Annotated in this window: 18 protein-coding genes; 8 read left to right on the forward strand and 10 right to left on the reverse strand. The window is 60.1% G+C overall.

Annotated features, from left to right (window positions below; translation table 11 throughout):
* Positions 1–164 precede the first annotated feature (164 nt).
* Together NF78_RS30005 and glgP are read right to left on the reverse strand one after the other, a co-directional pair.
* On the reverse strand, positions 165–797 hold the full coding sequence (locus NF78_RS30005; protein ID WP_072016231.1) for an OsmC family protein: 633 nt from the start codon (positions 795–797) through the stop codon (positions 165–167).
* 27 nt (positions 798–824) lie between these two features.
* Positions 825–3,446: an alpha-glucan family phosphorylase gene (gene glgP, locus NF78_RS23680; protein WP_035992234.1), complete on the reverse strand. Its 2,622-nt coding sequence runs from the start codon at positions 3,444–3,446 to the stop codon at positions 825–827.
* A 249-nt stretch (positions 3,447–3,695) separates the two neighbouring features.
* Here glgP and NF78_RS31510 point away from each other — a divergent pair, with 249 nt between their 5' ends.
* The 3 genes from NF78_RS31510 to NF78_RS23690 all read left to right on the forward strand — a co-directional run bounded on the left by NF78_RS31510 (position 3,696) and on the right by NF78_RS23690 (position 4,869).
* Positions 3,696–3,833, forward strand: coding sequence for a hypothetical protein (locus NF78_RS31510; protein ID WP_156119940.1), 138 nt, complete (start codon positions 3,696–3,698; stop codon positions 3,831–3,833).
* A 155-nt stretch (positions 3,834–3,988) separates the two neighbouring features.
* Entirely contained in the window at positions 3,989–4,291 is a 303-nt protein-coding gene (locus NF78_RS23685; protein WP_035993846.1) for a hypothetical protein, read from the forward strand.
* Positions 4,292–4,545: 254 nt separating this feature from the next.
* A complete protein-coding gene (locus NF78_RS23690; protein ID WP_035992237.1) occupies positions 4,546–4,869 on the forward strand; it encodes an RNA recognition motif domain-containing protein in 324 nt (107 codons plus the stop codon).
* A gap of 195 nt (positions 4,870–5,064) precedes the next feature.
* Here NF78_RS23690 and NF78_RS23695 read toward each other — a convergent pair whose 3' ends face one another.
* The 3 genes from NF78_RS23695 to NF78_RS23705 all read right to left on the reverse strand — a co-directional run bounded on the left by NF78_RS23695 (position 5,065) and on the right by NF78_RS23705 (position 7,852).
* The gene (locus NF78_RS23695; protein ID WP_156119941.1) at positions 5,065–6,024 is read right to left on the reverse strand and encodes a hypothetical protein; all 960 of its coding nucleotides are present in this window, start codon (positions 6,022–6,024) and stop codon (positions 5,065–5,067) included.
* A gap of 63 nt (positions 6,025–6,087) precedes the next feature.
* A complete protein-coding gene (ylqF, locus tag NF78_RS23700) occupies positions 6,088–6,954 on the reverse strand; it encodes a ribosome biogenesis GTPase YlqF (protein WP_035992242.1) in 867 nt (288 codons plus the stop codon).
* 310 nt (positions 6,955–7,264) lie between these two features.
* The gene (locus tag NF78_RS23705; protein WP_035992245.1) at positions 7,265–7,852 is read right to left on the reverse strand and encodes a PadR family transcriptional regulator; all 588 of its coding nucleotides are present in this window, start codon (positions 7,850–7,852) and stop codon (positions 7,265–7,267) included.
* A 182-nt stretch (positions 7,853–8,034) separates the two neighbouring features.
* Between NF78_RS23705 and NF78_RS23710 the strand changes: the two genes are divergently transcribed.
* Complete coding sequence (locus NF78_RS23710; protein ID WP_035992248.1) at positions 8,035–8,706, forward strand: Coq4 family protein; 672 nt, start codon at positions 8,035–8,037, stop codon at positions 8,704–8,706.
* Positions 8,707–8,846: 140 nt separating this feature from the next.
* On the opposite strand, the gene NF78_RS23715 is transcribed toward NF78_RS23710, so the two are convergent.
* Positions 8,847–9,275, reverse strand: a complete 429-nt coding sequence (locus NF78_RS23715) for a universal stress protein (RefSeq protein ID WP_412768536.1) — start codon at positions 9,273–9,275, stop codon at positions 8,847–8,849.
* A 171-nt stretch (positions 9,276–9,446) separates the two neighbouring features.
* Here NF78_RS23715 and NF78_RS23720 point away from each other — a divergent pair, with 171 nt between their 5' ends.
* Complete coding sequence (locus tag NF78_RS23720; protein WP_035992253.1) at positions 9,447–10,652, forward strand: phosphoglycerate kinase; 1,206 nt, start codon at positions 9,447–9,449, stop codon at positions 10,650–10,652.
* A gap of 163 nt (positions 10,653–10,815) precedes the next feature.
* Here the strand turns inward: NF78_RS23720 and NF78_RS23725 are convergent, their stop codons facing one another.
* Positions 10,816–12,327, reverse strand: a complete 1,512-nt coding sequence (locus tag NF78_RS23725; protein WP_035992255.1) for an NAD(P)/FAD-dependent oxidoreductase — start codon at positions 12,325–12,327, stop codon at positions 10,816–10,818.
* Positions 12,328–13,178: 851 nt separating this feature from the next.
* Positions 13,179–14,279 (reverse strand): AI-2E family transporter, encoded by a 1,101-nt coding sequence (locus NF78_RS23730; RefSeq protein ID WP_035992257.1) that lies wholly within the window; start codon positions 14,277–14,279, stop codon positions 13,179–13,181.
* A gap of 112 nt (positions 14,280–14,391) precedes the next feature.
* Between NF78_RS23730 and NF78_RS23735 the strand changes: the two genes are divergently transcribed.
* Together NF78_RS23735 and gmk are read left to right on the forward strand one after the other, a co-directional pair.
* The gene (locus NF78_RS23735; protein ID WP_035992260.1) at positions 14,392–15,123 is read left to right on the forward strand and encodes a phycocyanobilin:ferredoxin oxidoreductase; all 732 of its coding nucleotides are present in this window, start codon (positions 14,392–14,394) and stop codon (positions 15,121–15,123) included.
* A 205-nt stretch (positions 15,124–15,328) separates the two neighbouring features.
* Positions 15,329–15,949 carry a guanylate kinase gene (gmk, locus tag NF78_RS23740; RefSeq protein WP_081972876.1) on the forward strand — a complete coding sequence of 207 codons (621 nt, stop codon included), beginning with the start codon at positions 15,329–15,331 and terminating at the stop codon, positions 15,947–15,949.
* 140 nt (positions 15,950–16,089) lie between these two features.
* On the opposite strand, the gene NF78_RS23745 is transcribed toward gmk, so the two are convergent.
* On the reverse strand, positions 16,090–16,626 hold the full coding sequence (locus NF78_RS23745; protein ID WP_052050886.1) for a DUF1499 domain-containing protein: 537 nt from the start codon (positions 16,624–16,626) through the stop codon (positions 16,090–16,092).
* A gap of 30 nt (positions 16,627–16,656) precedes the next feature.
* Positions 16,657–16,827: a hypothetical protein gene (locus NF78_RS31515; protein ID WP_156119942.1), complete on the reverse strand. Its 171-nt coding sequence runs from the start codon at positions 16,825–16,827 to the stop codon at positions 16,657–16,659.
* Positions 16,828–16,934: 107 nt separating this feature from the next.
* On the opposite strand from NF78_RS31515, the gene NF78_RS23750 reads away from it, so the two are divergent.
* A complete protein-coding gene (locus tag NF78_RS23750) occupies positions 16,935–18,323 on the forward strand; it encodes an aldehyde dehydrogenase (protein WP_035992264.1) in 1,389 nt (462 codons plus the stop codon).
* The last annotated feature ends 114 nt before the right edge of the window (positions 18,324–18,437 follow it).

The raw sequence follows: 18,437 nt of genomic DNA on the forward strand, positions 1-18,437 counted from the left end.
AACGTTAGAAATAGGGTTTTGAGCTAATTAGCTGATTAACAGAATAAAAAACAATAAATAGCAGAACCGGACGGAAGTATATCCAAAGTAGTTGATTAGCTTCCTAAAAACGTCCTACCCCAGGTAGATTAGTGGGTGGCTAGGCCCTACAGAGCCCATAGCTTCTAGTCTTCGGCGTACCGAACAGGCATACCATCCGCAGAAATCAGCCAGTCCAGCCGAATTTTCGTGCCGTCCTGCAACCGCAAAAACTCTGCGTTATCCACCGTAAACAGATCGATAATCTGACCTTCGGCCCTGATCTCGGTGCCAGCCGGGGTGCGGTAGTGGAGGACGCAGGGGCGGCGCAGGGTGGCCAACGACTCTAGCTCGTCATGAAAGCCACAGCTGACCAGTCGGTAGGGAACGGCGGGGACCAGCACCGTCTGCACCGCTACAGAGGCGGCCAGCAGGCGGTGGACGGGGCAGCGATCGCCAATCTCCCGCAGGCGATCGCGCTGGTCGGCGGTGAGGTCGCCCTCCAGGGTGAGGTGGGCCACAATCACCGGCTGCGATGCCCCGCTCTGCAGCTCTACCGCAACGTCAATGCGATCGATCGCCCAGCCCTTGCGCTCGGCATACATCCGCAGGGTGATTGCCTTGCAGCTGCCCAGACTGGCCAACAGCAGCTCGGTCGGGGTTGGCCCGCGATCGTCGCCGCCGAGGTGGGGGGGCTCGTCGGCCACCAGTCGAAACTGGCGCAGGGCAATGTCCTGGCCAAAGCGTGACCCATTCGACGAAACCTGAACTGAAGCCATAGCACTCTCCCGTCCCCAAACCTGTTTCTACACCAGGGTGGCGGCAGAAGCTACCACCCCCGATCGAATCTGCACCGAGTCGGGGTCGGCCCAGAGCACCAGCTTGGGGTCGTAGGGGCTGTTGAGATAGGTGTGCCGGGGCAAAATCCGCAGCGACAGTCCCTGCAACCCGCTGGCGGTGTACTGCATCTCCAGCGCGTAAATGCTTCTGCCCCCCTCATCCTGGCCCTGGTAAACCATGGGCACCGCCAGCCCGGCGTGAATTTCGCCGTCAATGGCGACGGTGCCCTGGTAGAGCTCAACCTGCACATCGTCGGGGGTGAGGGCCCCCAGGCGAAGGGCCGCCGTCACCTTGAAGGGTTGGTTCACCTGCAAATCGGTGGTGTCAGAAATGGCCACCTCTTCAAAGCGGACCTCGTACCACTGTTCGGTGATGCGGGCCTGCCAGGCGGTGAGCTCTTTGCCGGGGCCGTAGTGGTCGGTGGCCAGGGTGCGGGCGCGATCGCTGGCGGCGAAGTACCCCCGGCTGGCGTAGTCTTTGACCATGCGAGCGGTGTTGAACTGGGGCGTGTTGAGGTAGATCGCCTGCTTCATTTTGGCCACCCAGCCGCGGGGAATTTCGTCCTGGTCGCGCTCGTAGAACAGGGGCACCACCTCCTTCTCCAGGATGTCGTAGAGGGCGTTGGCCTCCACGTCGTCCTGGTACTCGGGGTCGTCGTAGTCTTCGCCATGGCCGATGGGCCAGCCGGTGCGAATGTAGTCGGCCTCATCCCACCAGCCGTCGAGCACGCTGAGGTTGGGCAGCCCGTTCATGGCCGCTTTCATGCCGCTGGTGCCGCTGGCCTCGCGGGGGCGGCGGGGGTTGTTGAGCCACACGTCGCAGCCCGCCACCATGTCCCGCGACAGGTGAATGTCGTAGTTGGGCACAAACACAATCGAGCGGCTGAGGCCCTGGTCGCGGGTGAAGTGCACAATGCTGCGAATCAGCTCTTTGCCAGGAATGTCCTTGGGGTGGGCCTTCCCGGCAATCACAAACTGCACCCGCCGACCTGTGCCGTTGCCACTGATAATCTGGCGGACGCGATCGAGGTCGTGCAGGAAGAGGGTTGCCCGCTTGTAGGTGGCAAAGCGGCGGGCAAAGCCAATGGTGAGCACAAAGGGGTCGAGGCACTCCTGGGCCTCGGTGAGTTCGCGCACCAGGGCCCCCCGGTCCTGCATGCTGCGGGTGAGGCGATCGCGCACCGTCACCACCAGGTGCGATCGGCAGAGTTCGTGGTTGCGCCACAGCTCATCGTCGGGAATGGCAAACACCCGTTCCCACAGCGCTGCGCCGGGGCTGGCCTCAGCCCAGTTGGGGCCGAGGTAGCGATCGTAGAGGGCCTGGGTGGAGCGGGCCACGCAGCTGCGGGCGTGCACGCCGTTGGTAATGGCGGTAATCGGCACCTCGCTCTGGGGCAGCCCGGTCCACAGGTCGCCAAACATATCTCGCGATACCGCCGCGTGGAGCTGGCTCACCCCGTTGATAAAGGTCGCCGTCTTAATCGCCAGCACCGCCATGCTAAACGGCGCCGCAAAGTCGCCGGTATTGGTGCGGCCCAGGGCCAAAAATTCGGCATCGCCGAGGCCAAAGCGATCGCGGTAGTGGCCCAGGTAGTGCAGCACCTTCTCCGGCGGAAACAGATCGATCCCGGCGGGCACCGGGGTGTGGGTGGTAAACATCTGGCTGGCCTGGGCTACCTGCAGGGCCTCGGCAAAGCTCAGCCCGTCGTCCTCCATAAAGGCGCGCATCCGCTCCAGGGCCATAAAGGCCGAGTGGCCCTCGTTCATGTGGTAGGCGGTGGGGGTCAGCCCCAGGGCTTTGAGCATGCGAATGCCGCCAATCCCCAGCATGATCTCCTGGTGAATGCGCATGTCGATGTCGCCGCCGTAGAGGCGATCGCAGATGTCCTGGTCGTACTGGTTGTTGGGGGCAATATTGGTGTCGAGCAGGTACAGGGGCACCGTGCCCACCTGCACCCGCCACACCCGGGCATACACTACGCGACCCGGATACTCCACCTCAATCCTGAGTTCCTGACCGGCGGCGTCGCGCTCCAGGTGCAGCGGCATATTGTAGAAGTCGTTAATTGGGTAGCGCTCCTGCTGCCAGCCGTCGGCGTTCAGGTACTGGGCAAAGTAGCCCTCCTGGTAGAGCAGGCCCACCGCCACCAGGGGCAGCCCCAAATCGCTGGCCGACTTGAGGTGGTCCCCAGCCAGCACCCCCAGCCCGCCGGAGTACACCGGCATGCAGGTGGTGAGGCCAAACTCCATCGAAAAGTAGGCGTAGCACTCACCAGCGACGGGGGCTTTGCGGTGCTTTCTGTACCAGGCGCGATCGCGCAGGTAGTCCTCCAGCCGCTGGGCCGCCCGGTCCATCTGGGCCAAAAACCCCTCGTCTTCGGCAATTTCGTTGAGCCGCGCCTGGCTAATGGTGCCCAGCATCAACACCGGGTTGTAGCGGCTCGACTCCCACAGGTCGGCGTCCAGCCGCCGAAACAGGTCTACCATCTCCACATCCCAGTCCCAGTGGAGATTGTAGGCCAGGGTGCGGAGCGCCTCCAGCCGTTGGGGCAAAGCTGGAGTCACGTTAAAGGTGCGAATTGGGCGCATAGGTCGAGCAGCAGTGGGGTTTGTATAGAGCCATTCTGCCCCCTATTGGGTGTTTATCAGGCAGTGAGCCACGGCTTGTAATACTCTCCCTCGCGGCAGCCCCAGGCCCAGTCAACGGGGGGCAGCGTGGGGGCTTCTCCCCACCAAAAGTAATGAGATCCCTACCTGGAGGCATAGCTTTGGGCGATCGCCTCAGGGAATAATAATAGGAAAGCAATAAAAACTATAAACGGCTTTAGAGGACACACCATGGCTCAGGACAGGAACACCCAGGGGCGCGGCGCAGCTTTGAACAAAGGCGATCGGCCCGAGATCGAGTTTGACCAGTGGGCCAGTGCCGTGCGCCAGCAAATGGTGGCCGCCCTCAAGCGCCGCGGCAACAGCTAGACCCGGTGGGGGATGAGGTGTGTCATCAATTCCTCATCCCTATGGCCCTGCCTCCCACAGCGCAGCATCTCGACCCGACCCGTCGCCCAGTCTTGGTAAACTACGGGGGCATGAGCCCGTTCTAGCATTTGTACCCCCTACAAACCGCCAACCCCGTGGCCACCAAAAAAACAACCGGCAAGAGCAGCAGCAAACCCAGCGACAATTCCCTTTCTACCCCGGCCAGTTCTGGCCGGGGGTTCAAGGTGCAGGTGTTTTACCTGGCCGCCAGCAGCAGCAACCCCAAGGCACCCTTCAAAGACGCCCTTTGGTTTGCCACTTACCCGATCATTCCGCGGATTGGCGACTGTGTTTTTAGGGATGGGGTGTACTACCGGGTGGAGCGCGTATTTTTGTACGAAAATCTAGCGGCAGGCTGGTGCGCCGATGTCGAAGTTTCGTTTTACGGCAGGCGCTGATCGCGGCCAGTAAATAGCCAATCGCCAGCCGTTACAAAACTTATGGAACCCCCCCGCCTCAGGGGCTGTAAGCGCCGCTGACACAGTGTTACAGAAGCATTAATCTTCAGAAAGCTTATGCTAAAGTAAGCGGGTAACATGTTTTGCTTTCGGTAGGCTGGTTAATCACAGTCTGATCTCAGTTTTCGGGTAATCGGTGTGTACCACTCCGAATCGAACTTGTCTACATTACATGTCAATTTTGGAGTTGTGCCATGTCGATTTATGTAGGAAATCTTGCCTACAATGCTACGGAAGGAGACATCACCGAAGTCTTCTCCGAGTACGGAGCCGTCAGCCGAGTAACGGTCCCTACCGATCGTGAAACGGGTCGTCCTCGTGGCTTTGCCTTCGTTGAAATGGAGAAAGAAGCCGACGAAGACGCCGCTATTGAGGCCCTCGATGGCGCTGAGTGGATGGGTCGTGAGCTACGGGTTAACAAGGCTCGTCCTAAGGAAAAGCGTCCCGGTGGCGGTGGCCCCCGCGGCAACTTCGGCGGCGGCAGAGATGGCGGCAACCGGGAATTTTCCCGCTGGTAGACCACCAGTTCACAACTTAAGCAAGATGTTTTACGGCAGAGGATAAATATCCCCTGCCTTTTTTGGTTTTGGGCGTTCTCCTTTGAGATTGCCGGTAACGCTAAAAACCAGGGGTTACAGCTCCTAGGCTGTCGTTTGGATTGGGCCTGGCAAGGCTTGCTTCACTGGGCTTTTGGCCACAATTGATGACACACCCTAGGCCCTGGCTAGGGGCGTGGTGTGGTGCCAGACAACCGTATTGTCGCGGCTCAACCCCATAAACATTAGTGTCTCTATGCCCGGCAGCCCCAGGGAAGCTAGCTGTTGCTGGGTTAACAGGGTGTGTACCTGCGCCGCGGCGTCCTCGGGATTGATGACCCGGACCGCCATCCAGGAGATGTGGAGCTGATTGCTCTCAGTTTTGACCTGGGCGGCAACCCCTCGCTGCTTCAGCAGGCGCTCCACGCGCTCTTCTGGCGTCAGAGTTTCGTCGTCAAGGGCTGCCGCTGCGATGGGTTCAGCCGCAGTGGACTTGGCTGGGGCCGGGGCTGCTGATGCCTGGGCCGCAGGGTTCTCAATGTAGGTTTTGAGCTGGTGAAACGCCTGCTTTAGTTCCTCGACTTTGGCGCGATCGCCCTCTCGCAAGGCTAGGGCCTTGAGCTTAAAGTAGGTGCCTTCTACCTTTTGCAGGGGCTCGCCCTGCTCCAGCCCCAGCAGCGCGTAGGCGTAGGCAATGGTGCCGGATTCTGGCAAAGGCGATGCCGGCTCTGGGACAGACGCGGGCTCTGGGGTAGGCTCAGGGCTCAGGGCCTCGGGCGGTTCGGCCAGTGGGGGCGTCTGCTCCTGATCCATCGCCTGCAGCGGTCTGACCGCCGCCGGTTGGGTCGCCAGATCAACCTCAACTCCCCAGCCCGCGGCCTGCCGATCGGCCTGCTCTGCATAGATCTCAAGGCTGGTCAACGAGGAAACCTGCAGCCGCGCCAGCCCCCGCTGCACATAGTCCACCGTTGTGGATTGGGTGGGTAGGGTGTGGCCCGTGAGCCACAGCTGGAGACAGGTGCCCTGGCGATCGCCCTGCACCGTAATTCCCTTGGGCTGTAAAGCCTGGTTCATCAGCGCTGCGATCGCAGCAGCATCGCCGCCTTTGGCCTGGTCTACTAGTGAGGCAGCTACCATCTGAATCTCCACACTAAGATATCTAAATTTAGGGTACCCAATTTGGCCCTGTGGATCCTCACCTCAACCGACTGGGGGCCACTCCAGCACCCACGAGCCCAGCAGCCCGGTGCGAAAGTCATTGAGGATGCGTTTGGCGGTGCGATCGCTGTTGTGCTGAAATTTTTCGGCCGCCACCTGGGCCACAAACCCTTCCCCCGTGTGCTCATCGAGCAGGACACCGTAGCGGGCGTGGAGGATCTCGCCGTAGGTGTCTGGGGACCCGTCCTGCTGCAGGCTCTTGAGCAGATCCAAAAAGGCCGCTGCGGTGCGCTGGGTATCGTAGGAGGCCTCGCCAATGTCGTCGCAGATGGCCAGTTTGACCGCCGCCGCCTGGTCGTCGAGCCGGGCTGGAATCACCCCTGGCGCATCCAGCAGGTCCAGGTCGCCCGACAGGCGAATCCAGCGCAGCTGGCGGGTTACCCCGGCTTTGCGGGCGCTGGCCACCACCTTGCGGTTGAGCAGCCGGTTAATCAGCGCCGACTTACCCACGTTGGGAAAGCCAATCACCACGGCGCGAATGGGGCGGGGTTTCATGCCGCGGGTCTGGCGGCGCTGGTTGACGGCATCGCCTGCCCCCTGGGCGGCTTTGGCGATCGCCTTAACGCCATCTCCCTGCTGACCGTTGGTGAAGTAGGGCACCTCCCCCCGCTGCCGAAACCACTCCTCCCAGGCGCTGCGGGCCTCTTTTGAGATCATGTCGACCCGGTTCAGCACCAGCACCCTGGGCTTCTCGCCCACCCAGGCGTCCACCCTGGGGTGCCGAGTCGAGAGCGGAATCCGCGCGTCGCGCACCTCCAGCACCACATCCACCCGACTGAGCTGATCGACCAGGGCTTTTTCTGCTTTGGCAATATGGCCGGGATACCACTGAATTTCGGGGGTGGGCATGGGGGGAGGGGGTGTGGGGGTTGGAGGGTGGATGGGTTGGAGGGTGGATGGGTTGGAGGGTGGATGGGTTGGAGGGTGGATGGGTTGGAGGGTGGATGAATGGGGGGTAGTAAGGCCTTTGATTAATCGTAGGGCGCATAACCCCAAAGGCCATAGCAACCTGTGGCAATGCACCAGTTCTGAGCCAGGTCTTGGATCGCGGGGTGGGGCGACACCTACCAACTCCACAGTAAAGCTTGGCCGAGCCGAAGATAACCATACCGCTCAGTAAATTCGCAGTTGCTAGCAAGGGCGTTATGGCTGGTAAGCGTCAGGAATGGAGGCCTTGGCCTGGTTTTGCCCAGGGAGAGGGCGCATCGGCAGGCAGGGTTGCGAGCGTTGCCAGAGTTTCGTCGCACCAGGTTAGCCAGCTGGTCTCAAAGTGAATGCCGTTGCGCAGGGTGATGTATTGGTAGCGGGCCGCCAGAGACATGGCCTCGGGGTCGGCGAAGTAGGTCCGCTCGATCGCCCGGTAGGACTCCAGCGCTTTGACGTGCTGGGCGCGCTCGTGCTCAAGGGTCAACCGCAGGGTGGTGGTGGGCACCAGATAGCCCACAAACAGCTTGACCAGCAGATCGTCTTTGGTCGGCGTGCATTTTGAGGGCTGGGCAATCCAGTCGCGCAGGGTGGCCTGGCCCGCCTCGGTGACGCGGTAAACCTTTTTGTCTGGCTTGCCCGCTTGGGGAACGGCTTCGGCGGTGACCAGGGCCTGCTGCTCTAGCTTGGTGAGTTCGCGGTAGATCTGCTGGTGGCTGGCGTGCCAGAAGAACCCGACTGAGCCATCGAACTGCTTGGCCAGGTCGTAGCCGCTGCAGGGGCGATCGGTCAGGGCTGACAGGATTGCGTGGGAGAGCGCCATGGGACTAATTCACAAAACTAAATATTCAAAACATTGACTATGCACAAAATTGCATATAGCCTAAGAGTATTGAATGCAAAAAGTTGCATATTCACTCAGTTGCATCTTCATTGTCTCCGGTTTCGAACCCACCCGTTTCCTCGATCGCATTTGTTCACATCCTTACTCCCTGGAGAACTGCCATGGTTAGCCGCACTCAGCCCTCTGCCAACCGCCGCCAGCGCGATCGCTCCTTAGTCTCCCCCCTGCGCGGCATCGACTGGTCGGAGATACGGGCCGCCTACGGGGCCTTTTTGAGCAATCCTGCCGCCGGCATTCTGCACATTCTCGCCGCCGGCCGCCACAGCGATTGGCAGGACTGGGTTGAGGCCCGCCTGGAGCGGCAGGCCCCTCACCTGGCCCAGCGCCCGATTGCCGTGGATCTCGACGTGCTGGTGCAGCTGCCGCCCGACACCCTTGGCGGGGCCTACGCCCGCCACATGCTGCGCTATGGCTTTGACCCTGACGTGTTTGTCACCGGCGCAAACGGTCGCGAGTGTCTGCGCCAGCGCACCGCCATCAGCCACGATCTCTATCACATCTACACCGGCTTCGATGCTTCCCCTATCGGGGAGTTTGGGGTGGCGGCCTATACCCTGGTGCAGTACCGTGACCTGCTGAATGTGTTTGTGCTGTCCTTTGTGCCGCTGAGTCTGACCAACCCGCTGTGGACGCTGCCGCTGCTGCGGGCCATGGTGCGGGGCTTTCGCATGGGGAGGAAGGGGAAGGCTGCGATCGCCTATCCGCCTGAACTCAACTGGGACAAGCCGCTGGCGATCGTGCGGCAGGAGCTTGGCCTGGGGGACTTTTTCTGAGATCTTTCTAAAGTCATAGAGGCCGAGGGCCAGGGTGATCTGTAGTGGGACTAGGGATGATGGTGGGCTTTGCCCACCCTGCAGGGTCGTCCACCTGTCTACCCATCCACCCGCCCACCTGCCTACCCACCCACTCTTCCCTAGGGAATAATTAACACTGGACAGGGCGAGAGGTTAATCACCCGCATGGTGACGCTTTCGTCCTGCACGTCTTCGATCAGGCCGACGCCGCGACAGCCCATCACAATCAAATCGGCGTCCAGTTCGTCGGCCACATCGCAGATGACAAAGGCGGGTTGACCCTCGCGCTCAATCGCCTCGGTTTCGATCGCCTGAGCGGCAAACAGGTCCTTAGCTTTCCCCAGCAGCTGAGCTACCGCTGCGGGGGAAGACTGGCCGCTGGGTCGGGGGGTATCGACGGTGCCAGCTTCAACCACAGACAGCAGAATCAGTCGGCTCTGATGGGTTTTGACCAACTCGGCCACCTTGGGCGCGGCCTGCTGGGCCTCAGAACTCATGTCGATGGGAAATAAAACCGTCTTGAACATGGCGTATCGAAGGGAACTCACACTCCGGTAAAATGGGGGCGTCAATCCGTGACTATTACGACAGACCCAGTGCTTGGCTTGGGCCGCGACGCTCCTCAAATCTACCTTAGACAAGGTTGGCGCCGCTGCCTCCTGTGCGCTGCATAACGTAATAAATGCAAAGACTTAAACCGCTTTTAGGAGGTTATCTCAGTGGCTAAAAAATCGGTGGCAAGCCTGTCGGCAGCGGACGTTTCGGGCAAGCGGGTCCTGGTACGAGCCGACTTCAACGTGCCCCTCGACGACCAGGGTGCCATTACCGACGACACCCGCATTCGGGCTGCCCTGCCCACCATTCAAGACCTGACGGGCAAAGGCGCCAAGGTCATTCTCACCAGTCACTTTGGTCGCCCCAAGGCTCAGGTGGTTGACAGCATGCGCCTGACTCCGGTGGCCAAGCGCCTGGGCGAACTGCTGGGCCAGGAGGTGATCAAGTGCGACGACTGCATTGGCGATGAGGTAGCCGCCGCCGTGGGCGCGATGGAAAACGGCCAGGTCGCCCTGCTGGAGAACGTCCGCTTCTACGCCGGGGAGGAGGCTAACGACCCCGAGTTTGCCAAGGCCCTGGCCGCCAATGCCGACCTCTACGTCAACGATGCCTTTGGCACCGCTCACCGTGCCCACGCCTCTACCGCTGGGGTGACCGAGTACCTCAGCCCCTCGGTGGCGGGCTACCTGATTGAAAAAGAGCTTCAGTACCTCCAAGCGGCGATCGAGAATCCCCAAAAGCCCCTGGCGGCTATCATCGGCGGGTCCAAAGTGTCCAGCAAAATTGGCGTGATCGAGACCCTGCTCGACAAGGTGGACAAGCTCCTGATCGGCGGCGGCATGATTTTCACCTTCTACAAAGCGCGCGGTCTGGCGGTGGGCAAGTCACTGGTGGAAGAGGACAAGCTGGAGCTGGCCAAAGCCCTGGAAGCCAAAGCCAAGGAAAAGGGCGTTGACCTGCTGCTGCCCACCGACGTGGTGCTGGCCGACAACTTTGCCGCCGACGCCAACAGTCAGACCGTCAGCGTTGACGCCATCCCCGACGGCTGGATGGGGCTCGACATTGGCCCCGACTCGGTCAAGGTGTTCCAGGACGCGCTCAAGCAGTGCAAGTCGGTGATCTGGAACGGTCCTATGGGCGTGTTTGAGTTTGACAAGTTTGCGGTGGGTACCGAGGCGATCGCCCATACCCTGGCCGAGCTCACCGGCACTGGCGTCACCACCATCATCGGCGGCGGCGACTCGGTGGCCGCAGTAGAAAAGGTGGGCGTGGCCGACAAAATGAGCCACATCTCCACCGGCGGCGGCGCCAGCCTGGAGCTGCTGGAGGGCAAAGAGCTCCCCGGCATTGCCGCCCTGGATGATGCCTAGAATGCCGGTATAGAAACCAGGGTTTCCTTACAGTGCCTGAGCCTTGGTTCACCGATCAAGGCTCAGGTTGAACAGATCGAACAGGGTCTGGGAATTGCAATATCAGGGTTGCCGCCACTGATTCCTGTGCTGTTCGCTATCGCTGAGGGCGTTTGGGTCATTTTTAGGCAACCGGTGACAACGGTGGGGTGGATTCAGATTGACTCACAGTGGTCTGCCGCAGCTTGTTCCACTCCTCATCGGTAAAGTTTTCGTGGTACGACCGCTCCACGTTGACCTCCCACAAGCCATGATTTTCCCCCAGGATGTTCTTGGCCGCCAGTATGGCCGTCAGCATCGAGTGGTCCTGGTTGTTGTAGCGGTGCATGCCGTTGCGACCGACCGTTTGCAGGTTTTCAAAGGTCTCAATGTAGTCCTGTAGCACCTGCAAATGCTGGCGATATTCGCCGTCGTACACCGGATAGGCCTTGTGCTGGCGAATCACGCAGCCATCCTCAATGTTGCCGGGCTGTACACCCAGATGAAGCCGCACAATTTCCTGGGAGGCCAGCTCAATCAGCTGGTGGTCGGGCAGCTGCCACAGGGCATCTCCTTCACTGCAAAAGTACTCCATGCCCAGGCAGGATTTGCTTGGCTCCGGCACCATCGCCGGGCTCCAGTTTTTGAAATTTTGAATGCGGCCCACCTTGAACTCAGGGCTGTGGATATAGAGCCAGTTGTCGGGAAATAGATCGGGCCGATCGACAATCAGCGAAACGATCAAAAAGTCGCGGTACTTAAGCCCTCGGGCGGCGGCCAGCACCTCCGGCGGCGGCGGTGGGTCGAGTCGATGCACCAGGGCAGAAATCGGCATGGAGTTGATAAAATGGTCACCGGTCAGCTCAAAGGTGCGATCGGGCTGTACCCCAGCGGGGTCTACCTGCCTGGCAACTACCTTGGTGACCACACTGCCCTGGTGCTCCAGTCGGACAATCTCGGTGTTTAGCGCCACCGTCGAGCCGCCAGCATTGAGCAACTCCTGGCAGCGCTCCCACATCATGCCAGGGCCAAGGCGGGGGTAGTCAAAGGTTTTGATCAGGCTCTTGGCATTTTGGGCACCAAACAGGGCGTTGAGCACGACTCGCTTGAGCGACATGTTTTGAATCCGCTGGGCGGCCCAGTCGGCTCGGATTTGGCTGCAGGGAATGCCCCAAACTTTTTCGGTATAGGTCTTGAAGAAGGTTTTGTACAGCCGTTCGCCAAAGCAATCGGTCACCCACTCCTCAAAGGTTTCGGGCTCAAAGCCGGGGTTGAGCCGTTTTTTGAGCTTGGCTTTCAAGTAGCTGGTCACCATCAGCGCACTGGCAATTGGCCCCAAATTTCTCAAGGTTTTGAGCAGTGACAGGGGATAGTCATAAAACTTGCCCCGGTAGAAGATGCGCGAGAGCCGCGGCACCTGGATGAAGTCGTCCCCCAGGATTTCGGCCCAAACGGTGTTGACTTCCCCCACCTTGGTAAAAAAACGATGGCCGCCGATGTCGAACCGATAGCCTTTGTAGGTTTCCGTGCGGGAAATACCCCCCACTTTTTCAGCCTTTTCTAAAACGATCGATGACACCCCCTGCTTCATCAGCTCATAGCCTGCGGTCAGGCCCGCAGGCCCGGCCCCAATGATGACGACTGGATGGTGAGACATAGTTCGAGGAACCCCTGTACAAAAACCTTTGAAATGAAGTGACGTGTTTAGAGGCCATGGCTTAACCTCGCCTCAGCCCAGGACTCGACTGAGCGGAAACCAAGACTCGCTTGGGACCTCAGACCAGCTAACCTTGCGCCTGTGCGACCCGTGCCTAGTCCCTTGGTGCTAGAGCTGATGCGTAGCCTACCTTATCCGCCGGGAGCGAACTGTTTCCGGCGGGATAGGTTTTGCTTCACCGGTTGCTTACAAACTCTAAGAAGTCGGCAGAGAGGGTGTCAGAGCTACCTGGGTATTTTCACGATAATTTTATAGTCTCGCGGCGAGATTTTGCCAAGAGGCCGCGATCGCTCCACACCGTGGCTCTTGACCGCCGAATGGTAGCAATAGCCACTTTTCGCTAGTCTGGGGACTCGCGCTTGGTTGGCCAACGGGTCACGGACCGGGCAGATCCGCATTCGGCAGAGGAGAATGGGGTGAGGTTGCGTTTATGAAAGCTTTACCAGGTAACGGTTTCGTTAAGGACACGTGCCAATTGCCTGCCAAGTTATATAACCGGTCAGTGGGGTGTATGGCGCAAGGTCTCAAGTTCGCGGCTAGCCTTGAACCGCAGACCCCAAACCGTGCTCCCTAGGCCTTGGAATCCGCTACTGTCGAACTAATCTAGTACTTGACCAACCTGATTGTGACAGACTCCAACGGTCTAACGGTGCATGGTACACGGTGTACGGTTTAAGGGCTGCCGTGAACCGTACACCGTACACCGTGCACCGTGAGCCCCACCAACCTGTCATAATTGCCTTGGCAGACTACTGATGTTGAGGTCCTAAAAGGCTAAGTGATGACGGTGCCTAGGGGTCAGGCTGCGATCGCCCGTAGTTTAGATCCGGCACCTCAGCAGGAGTATTCAGCTCGCGATCGCGCGGCGAATCCAGCACATCAATAATCCAGGCTTCCTCGATCCAGGTTTTGCAAATCACCGCCAGGGGCAGCGCCAGAATTAGCCCCACCGGTCCAAAGAAGGTGGCAAAAAAGATTTGTGAAATCAGCGTGGCGGCGGGCAGCAGGGCCACCTGTTTCTGCATCACCATCGGCGAAAACCAGTAGCTCTCCACGTTTTGAATCAGCACGTAGAGCACGATCACCGCCAGGGCGGTACCTGGCGACTGCAGCAGCGCCACAAATACGGGAAACACCGCGCTCAGGGTAGGGCCGAGGTTGGGAATGAAGTTAAACAACCCGGCTAGAACCGCGTGGGCAAAGGCGTAGGGCACTCCCAGCAGCACCAGCCCCGTGAAGCTGAGCGTGGCCACAAAAATAGAGCTGAGCGCGACCCCGCCCAGCCAGAACATCAGCGACCTTTCGCACTTGGTTAAGATTTCATCGGCGCGGCGGCGGTAGCCCGACGGAAACAGCCGCAGCAGCAGCCGTCGGTAGGCCGCAGGGTTGGCCAGCATCATCAGGGTGAGCACCAGCAGCAGCAGCACCTGCAGCACAATCGCCACAGAGCTGGAGAAAAACGTCAAAAAGTTGCCGAACACCGTAGACCCAATGGACGCCGCCTGGCGCAGCAGCTCCGGCAGCCCCGGCAGCAGCCTCAGGTCCTGTTCTGGAAACCAGACTGGCGGGTTGGCTCGAAACGCATCAAACCAGACGCCCAGCTGCTCAAACCCCTTGGGCGTCAACAGCAGCAACTGCTGGAACTGAGCGACAAACAGGGGCAGCACCAGACCCAGAAAAATAACGCCCCCCAGCAGCACCAGCGCCCCGGTCACCAGGACCGATCGCTGCCGCGGCCAGCCGTATACCTTGGAGAAAAACCGCACCAGACTGTTAAGGGCAATGGTAATCACCGCCGCCGCAAAGATCAGCAGGACGATTTGGCGAAATTGCCACAAAATCACCAGGGCAATGCCCAGGGCAGCCAGATTAATCCAGTCAATTAACTTCACAATGGCCCCTTACACAGTTTCTCTGTGGGCAAATTGTAGCTGTGTATAGCACTCGTTCTAGTATCTTCCCTGGCTGGTATGCTAAAAACCTATCGTTAGTTATCTGGGTGTTATGGTAGCCCCAACTCAACCCTCCCTGCGCGACCAGCAGCATCCGATGATTCGGGGCCTGGCCGATCGCATCGAAGCCACCTGGCAGCAGTACCTCGATCTGTCGCCCTACCGCCTGCCGGAGGATTTGGGCTACATCGAGGGCCGGCTGGAGGGCGAAAAGCTCACCATCGAAAACCAGTGCTACCAGACGCTGCAGTTTCGCAAACTGCACCTGGAGCTGGCGCGGGTGGGAGCCAATCTGGATATTCTGCACTGCGTCTTGTTTCCCCGACCGGAATACAACCTGCCGATGTTTGGCTGCGACCTGGTCGGCGGACGGGGGCAAATCAGCGCTGCCATTGTCGATCTCTCGCCGGTGACCGGGGCGCTCCCCGAGCCCTACACCACGGCCCTCGACCCGCTGTCCGCCCACACCTTTGCCGAGGAGCGCGACCTGCCGGGCTGGGGCACTATATTTTCGCCCTACTGCCGGTTCATTCGCCCCGCCAGCCCCGCCGAGGAAACGGCCTTTGTCGACTTGATTGCCGCCTATCTGGCTGTGCACTGTCAACAGGCGATCGCGACTCCGGCCACACCAGAGCAAACGGCGGCGGTGCTGGCCGGCCAGCGCCACTACTGCGAGCAGCAGCAAAAGAATGACAAAACCCGCCGCGTCCTCGAAAAAGCCTTTGGCGACGCCTGGGCCGAGCGCTACATGACTACCGTGCTGTTTGATCTGCCGGAGGCGTAGGGCGCTCACCCGGCTGGTTCAGCCCGCTTTGCCGCCAGCGCGGCCACGCCCAACGCCAAAACTTGCCTGAGGCTGTAACCGTTGACTTCCAGCGTATTTAGAGCCTCCTTGGGAGCAACTTTTAGGTTAATTAGCGGAATTTCATCCTGCCAAAGGTAGAGGGTTCACTAGAATAAGAATCTCTGTTGTACACACCAGCACCGCCATGACCGTCATCTCCCCTGCCCCTCTCCCCACCTTCGGCCTGGATGCCGCCCCCGAGAGCACCACTCCCCGGCTGGGTCGGTTGATTGTGTTTACAGGTCCCAGCGGGGTGGGCAAGGGAACGCTGCTGCGATCGCTGCGTCAGCGCTACCCAATGCTGAGGCTGTCGGTGTCGGCCACCACCCGCGCCCCCCGCCCCGGCGAGGTCGATGGTCAGGACTATTTCTTCGTCAGCCGCGAAGCCTTTCAGGAGATGGTGGCCCAGGGGGAACTACTGGAGTGGGCTGAGTTTGCGGGCAACCTCTACGGCACCCCCAAAAGGGAAGTGCTCAAGCAGATCGAGGCCGGCCACTGGGTGATTTTAGAGATTGAGCTGGAAGGGGCCCGCCAGGTGCGCGAAACTTTTCCCAACGCCCTCCAGCTCTTTGTGCTGCCGCCTTCCCTGGAAGAGCTAGAAAATCGCATTCGCCTGCGGGGTAAAGACGCCGACGACGCCATTGCCCGCCGTCTTCAGCGGGCCCGCGTAGAGATTGATGCCGCCAGCGAGTTTGATCGGCAAATTGTCAACGACGACCTGGAAGTAGCCCTGGAGCAGCTGGAGAACGCCATTTTCAGGGACTAGTACTCTGCGGCAGCAGTCAGTCAACTGTCCCTGACACCTGACACCTGACACCTGACACCTGACACCTGACCCTTGACACCCTTACATCCCCAGCAGGGGTTGCTCTACTCCTGCTAGCCATCCCTAGGGGCTGTCATCCATTAACTGCTAAACGCCTGCCGAATCGTCTCGATCCGCTGGCGGTTAACTCCCAGGTCGGATTCGCCCAGCCGCGACGCCGATCGCACCTGGATCACCGACGCCTCGGGGTCCAGATAAAACTCGACATCGTCCACGTAGCCCATCCACCGACTGGTGAATTCGGCGTAGAGGTAGCGATCGCCTTGCTCAATGATCTCGGTGCGGGGCATGGCCGTAACGACGGCTGCGAGCTGGGCCATAGCCTGACTGGGGTCACCGCTGTAGGCCAGCGGGGCAATGCTGTGTTCGGAGTCGGTATCGCCCTGGCTGACCACGCAGTTGGGGGAGGCGGGGCAGGGGGCCAGGTGACCTGATTCAATGCCCAGATTGGTGGGGCGATCGCCCGCTAGATTGCCAACAAAGGGCAGTGCCGCGATGGGTCCAACCTCCAGGGAAGCCGCCGCGCTGGGTTCGGCATCGCCCAGCAGGAGCAGCGCAGCGAGGGCAATTCCAAACACAAGACGCCCAAACACAAGACGAATAGAGGTTGTCAGCATGGTGAACGTTTAAATCCTCAGGTGGCTCTCCTAGAGAGTGTACTCAATTCTGGGCCAGAGCCAGGGCTGCCGGGGCTGCGGTTGGCCATGGCGATCGCCCCGGCCAGCACAAACCCGGTTTATAGCGAAGGCCATTGCGCTTAGGACCTTGGCCTCTTCCAAAGGCAAAACCTGGGGCGGCAGCCATCGCTTCAGGGGCATTGGTCATGTCCTAACGGTCCTGGCGATGGCTATGGATGGCGAAGAAGACTCGGGGGTTTGTAGGATGTAAAGATGCGTAACTGCTCCGCTCCCAGCCAGAGATAACCATGACTACCCTTGCTGCCCCTACCGCCGTTGCCGAACTGCTGCGTCGTCAGCGGGCCTACTGGAACACTGGGGCTACCCGCAGCCTCGATTTTCGCCTCGCCCAGCTGAAGGCGCTGCGGACGGCGATTGTTCAGCACCAGGCCGAGATCATCGACGCGGCAAAGCGCGATCTGGGCCGACCCGAGTTTGAGGGCTATATCGAAGTGGCGGTGATCAGCGAGATTGACTACGTCATCAAGCATCTGCGCCGCTGGGCCAAACCGCGCAAAGCCTCCCTTGCCCTCAGCCAGAGGCCCGGTTCGGCCTGGGTGCAGCCCGAACCCCTGGGAGTGGTTCTGGTCATCGGCCCGTGGAACTACCCGTTTCAGCTAATCATTTCGCCGCTGATAGGGGCGATCGCTGCGGGCAACTGCGCCATTCTAAAGCCCTCCGAACTGGCCCCCGCCACCTCCGCCGTGCTGGTCCAGCTGATAGAGACTACCTTTGACCCGGCCCACATCACTCTGGTCGAAGGTGGCGTCGATACCGCCCAGGCCCTGCTGGCCGAAAGATTTGACCACATTTTCTACACCGGCGGCGAACGGGTGGGCAAGATTGTCATGCAGGCGGCGGCCCAGCACCTGACTCCGGTAACCCTGGAACTGGGCGGGAAAAGCCCCTGCATTGTCGATGCCGATGTCAACCTAGAGGTGGCGGCCCGACGCATAGTTTGGGGCAAGTGCCTCAATGCAGGTCAGACCTGTGTGGCCCCGGACTACCTGCTGGTTGACGAGCGCATCAAAGCCGAGCTGGTGGCCGCGCTTCAGCAGCGCATCCAGGCCTGCTACGGGGAAAATCCGGCCCAAAGCCCCGACTATTCTCGGATCGTGAACGATCGCCAGTTCGATCGCCTGGTGGGCCTGCTGGGTCAGGGCACTGTTCTGGTCGGGGGTGACCACAACCGGGACGATCGCTACATCGCCCCCACCCTGATCGACGGCATCGGCTGGGACGACCCGATCATGCAGGAGGAAATTTTTGGTCCCCTGCTGCCGATTTTGACCTACCGAGACCTGGACGATGCGATCGCCGCCGTCAACCAGCGCCCTAAGCCCCTGGCCCTGTATCTGTTTTCGCGCGATCGCCAGGTGCAGACCCAGGTGATCGATCGCACGACAGCCGGGTCGATGTGTCTGAACGACGTTGTTGTCCAGGTTGCGGTCTGGAACCTGCCCTTTGGTGGCGTCGGCAGCAGCGGCATGGGCAGCTACCACGGCCAGTACAGCTTCGATACCTTCTCTAACCTGAAAAGCGTGCTCAAAAAGCCCTTCTGGTTGGATGTGGACTGGCGCTACCCCCCCTACCAGGACAAAGTGAAGGTGTTTCGAAAACTGATTGGCCTATCTTAAAGAATCGGCTGGGCGGCGTTGCTGAATTAGGGCATGAATTTGGGGAGGGGCCAACGGCTGTTGGCCCCTGCGAAAGACGATAGGCTATCGTTTATACCTGTGTTCAGCTATGCC

Origin of the sequence: Leptolyngbya sp. KIOST-1 (genome assembly GCF_000763385.1) — a bacterium.
Classification (GTDB): Bacteria; Cyanobacteriota; Cyanobacteriia; order Phormidesmidales; family Phormidesmidaceae; genus Nodosilinea.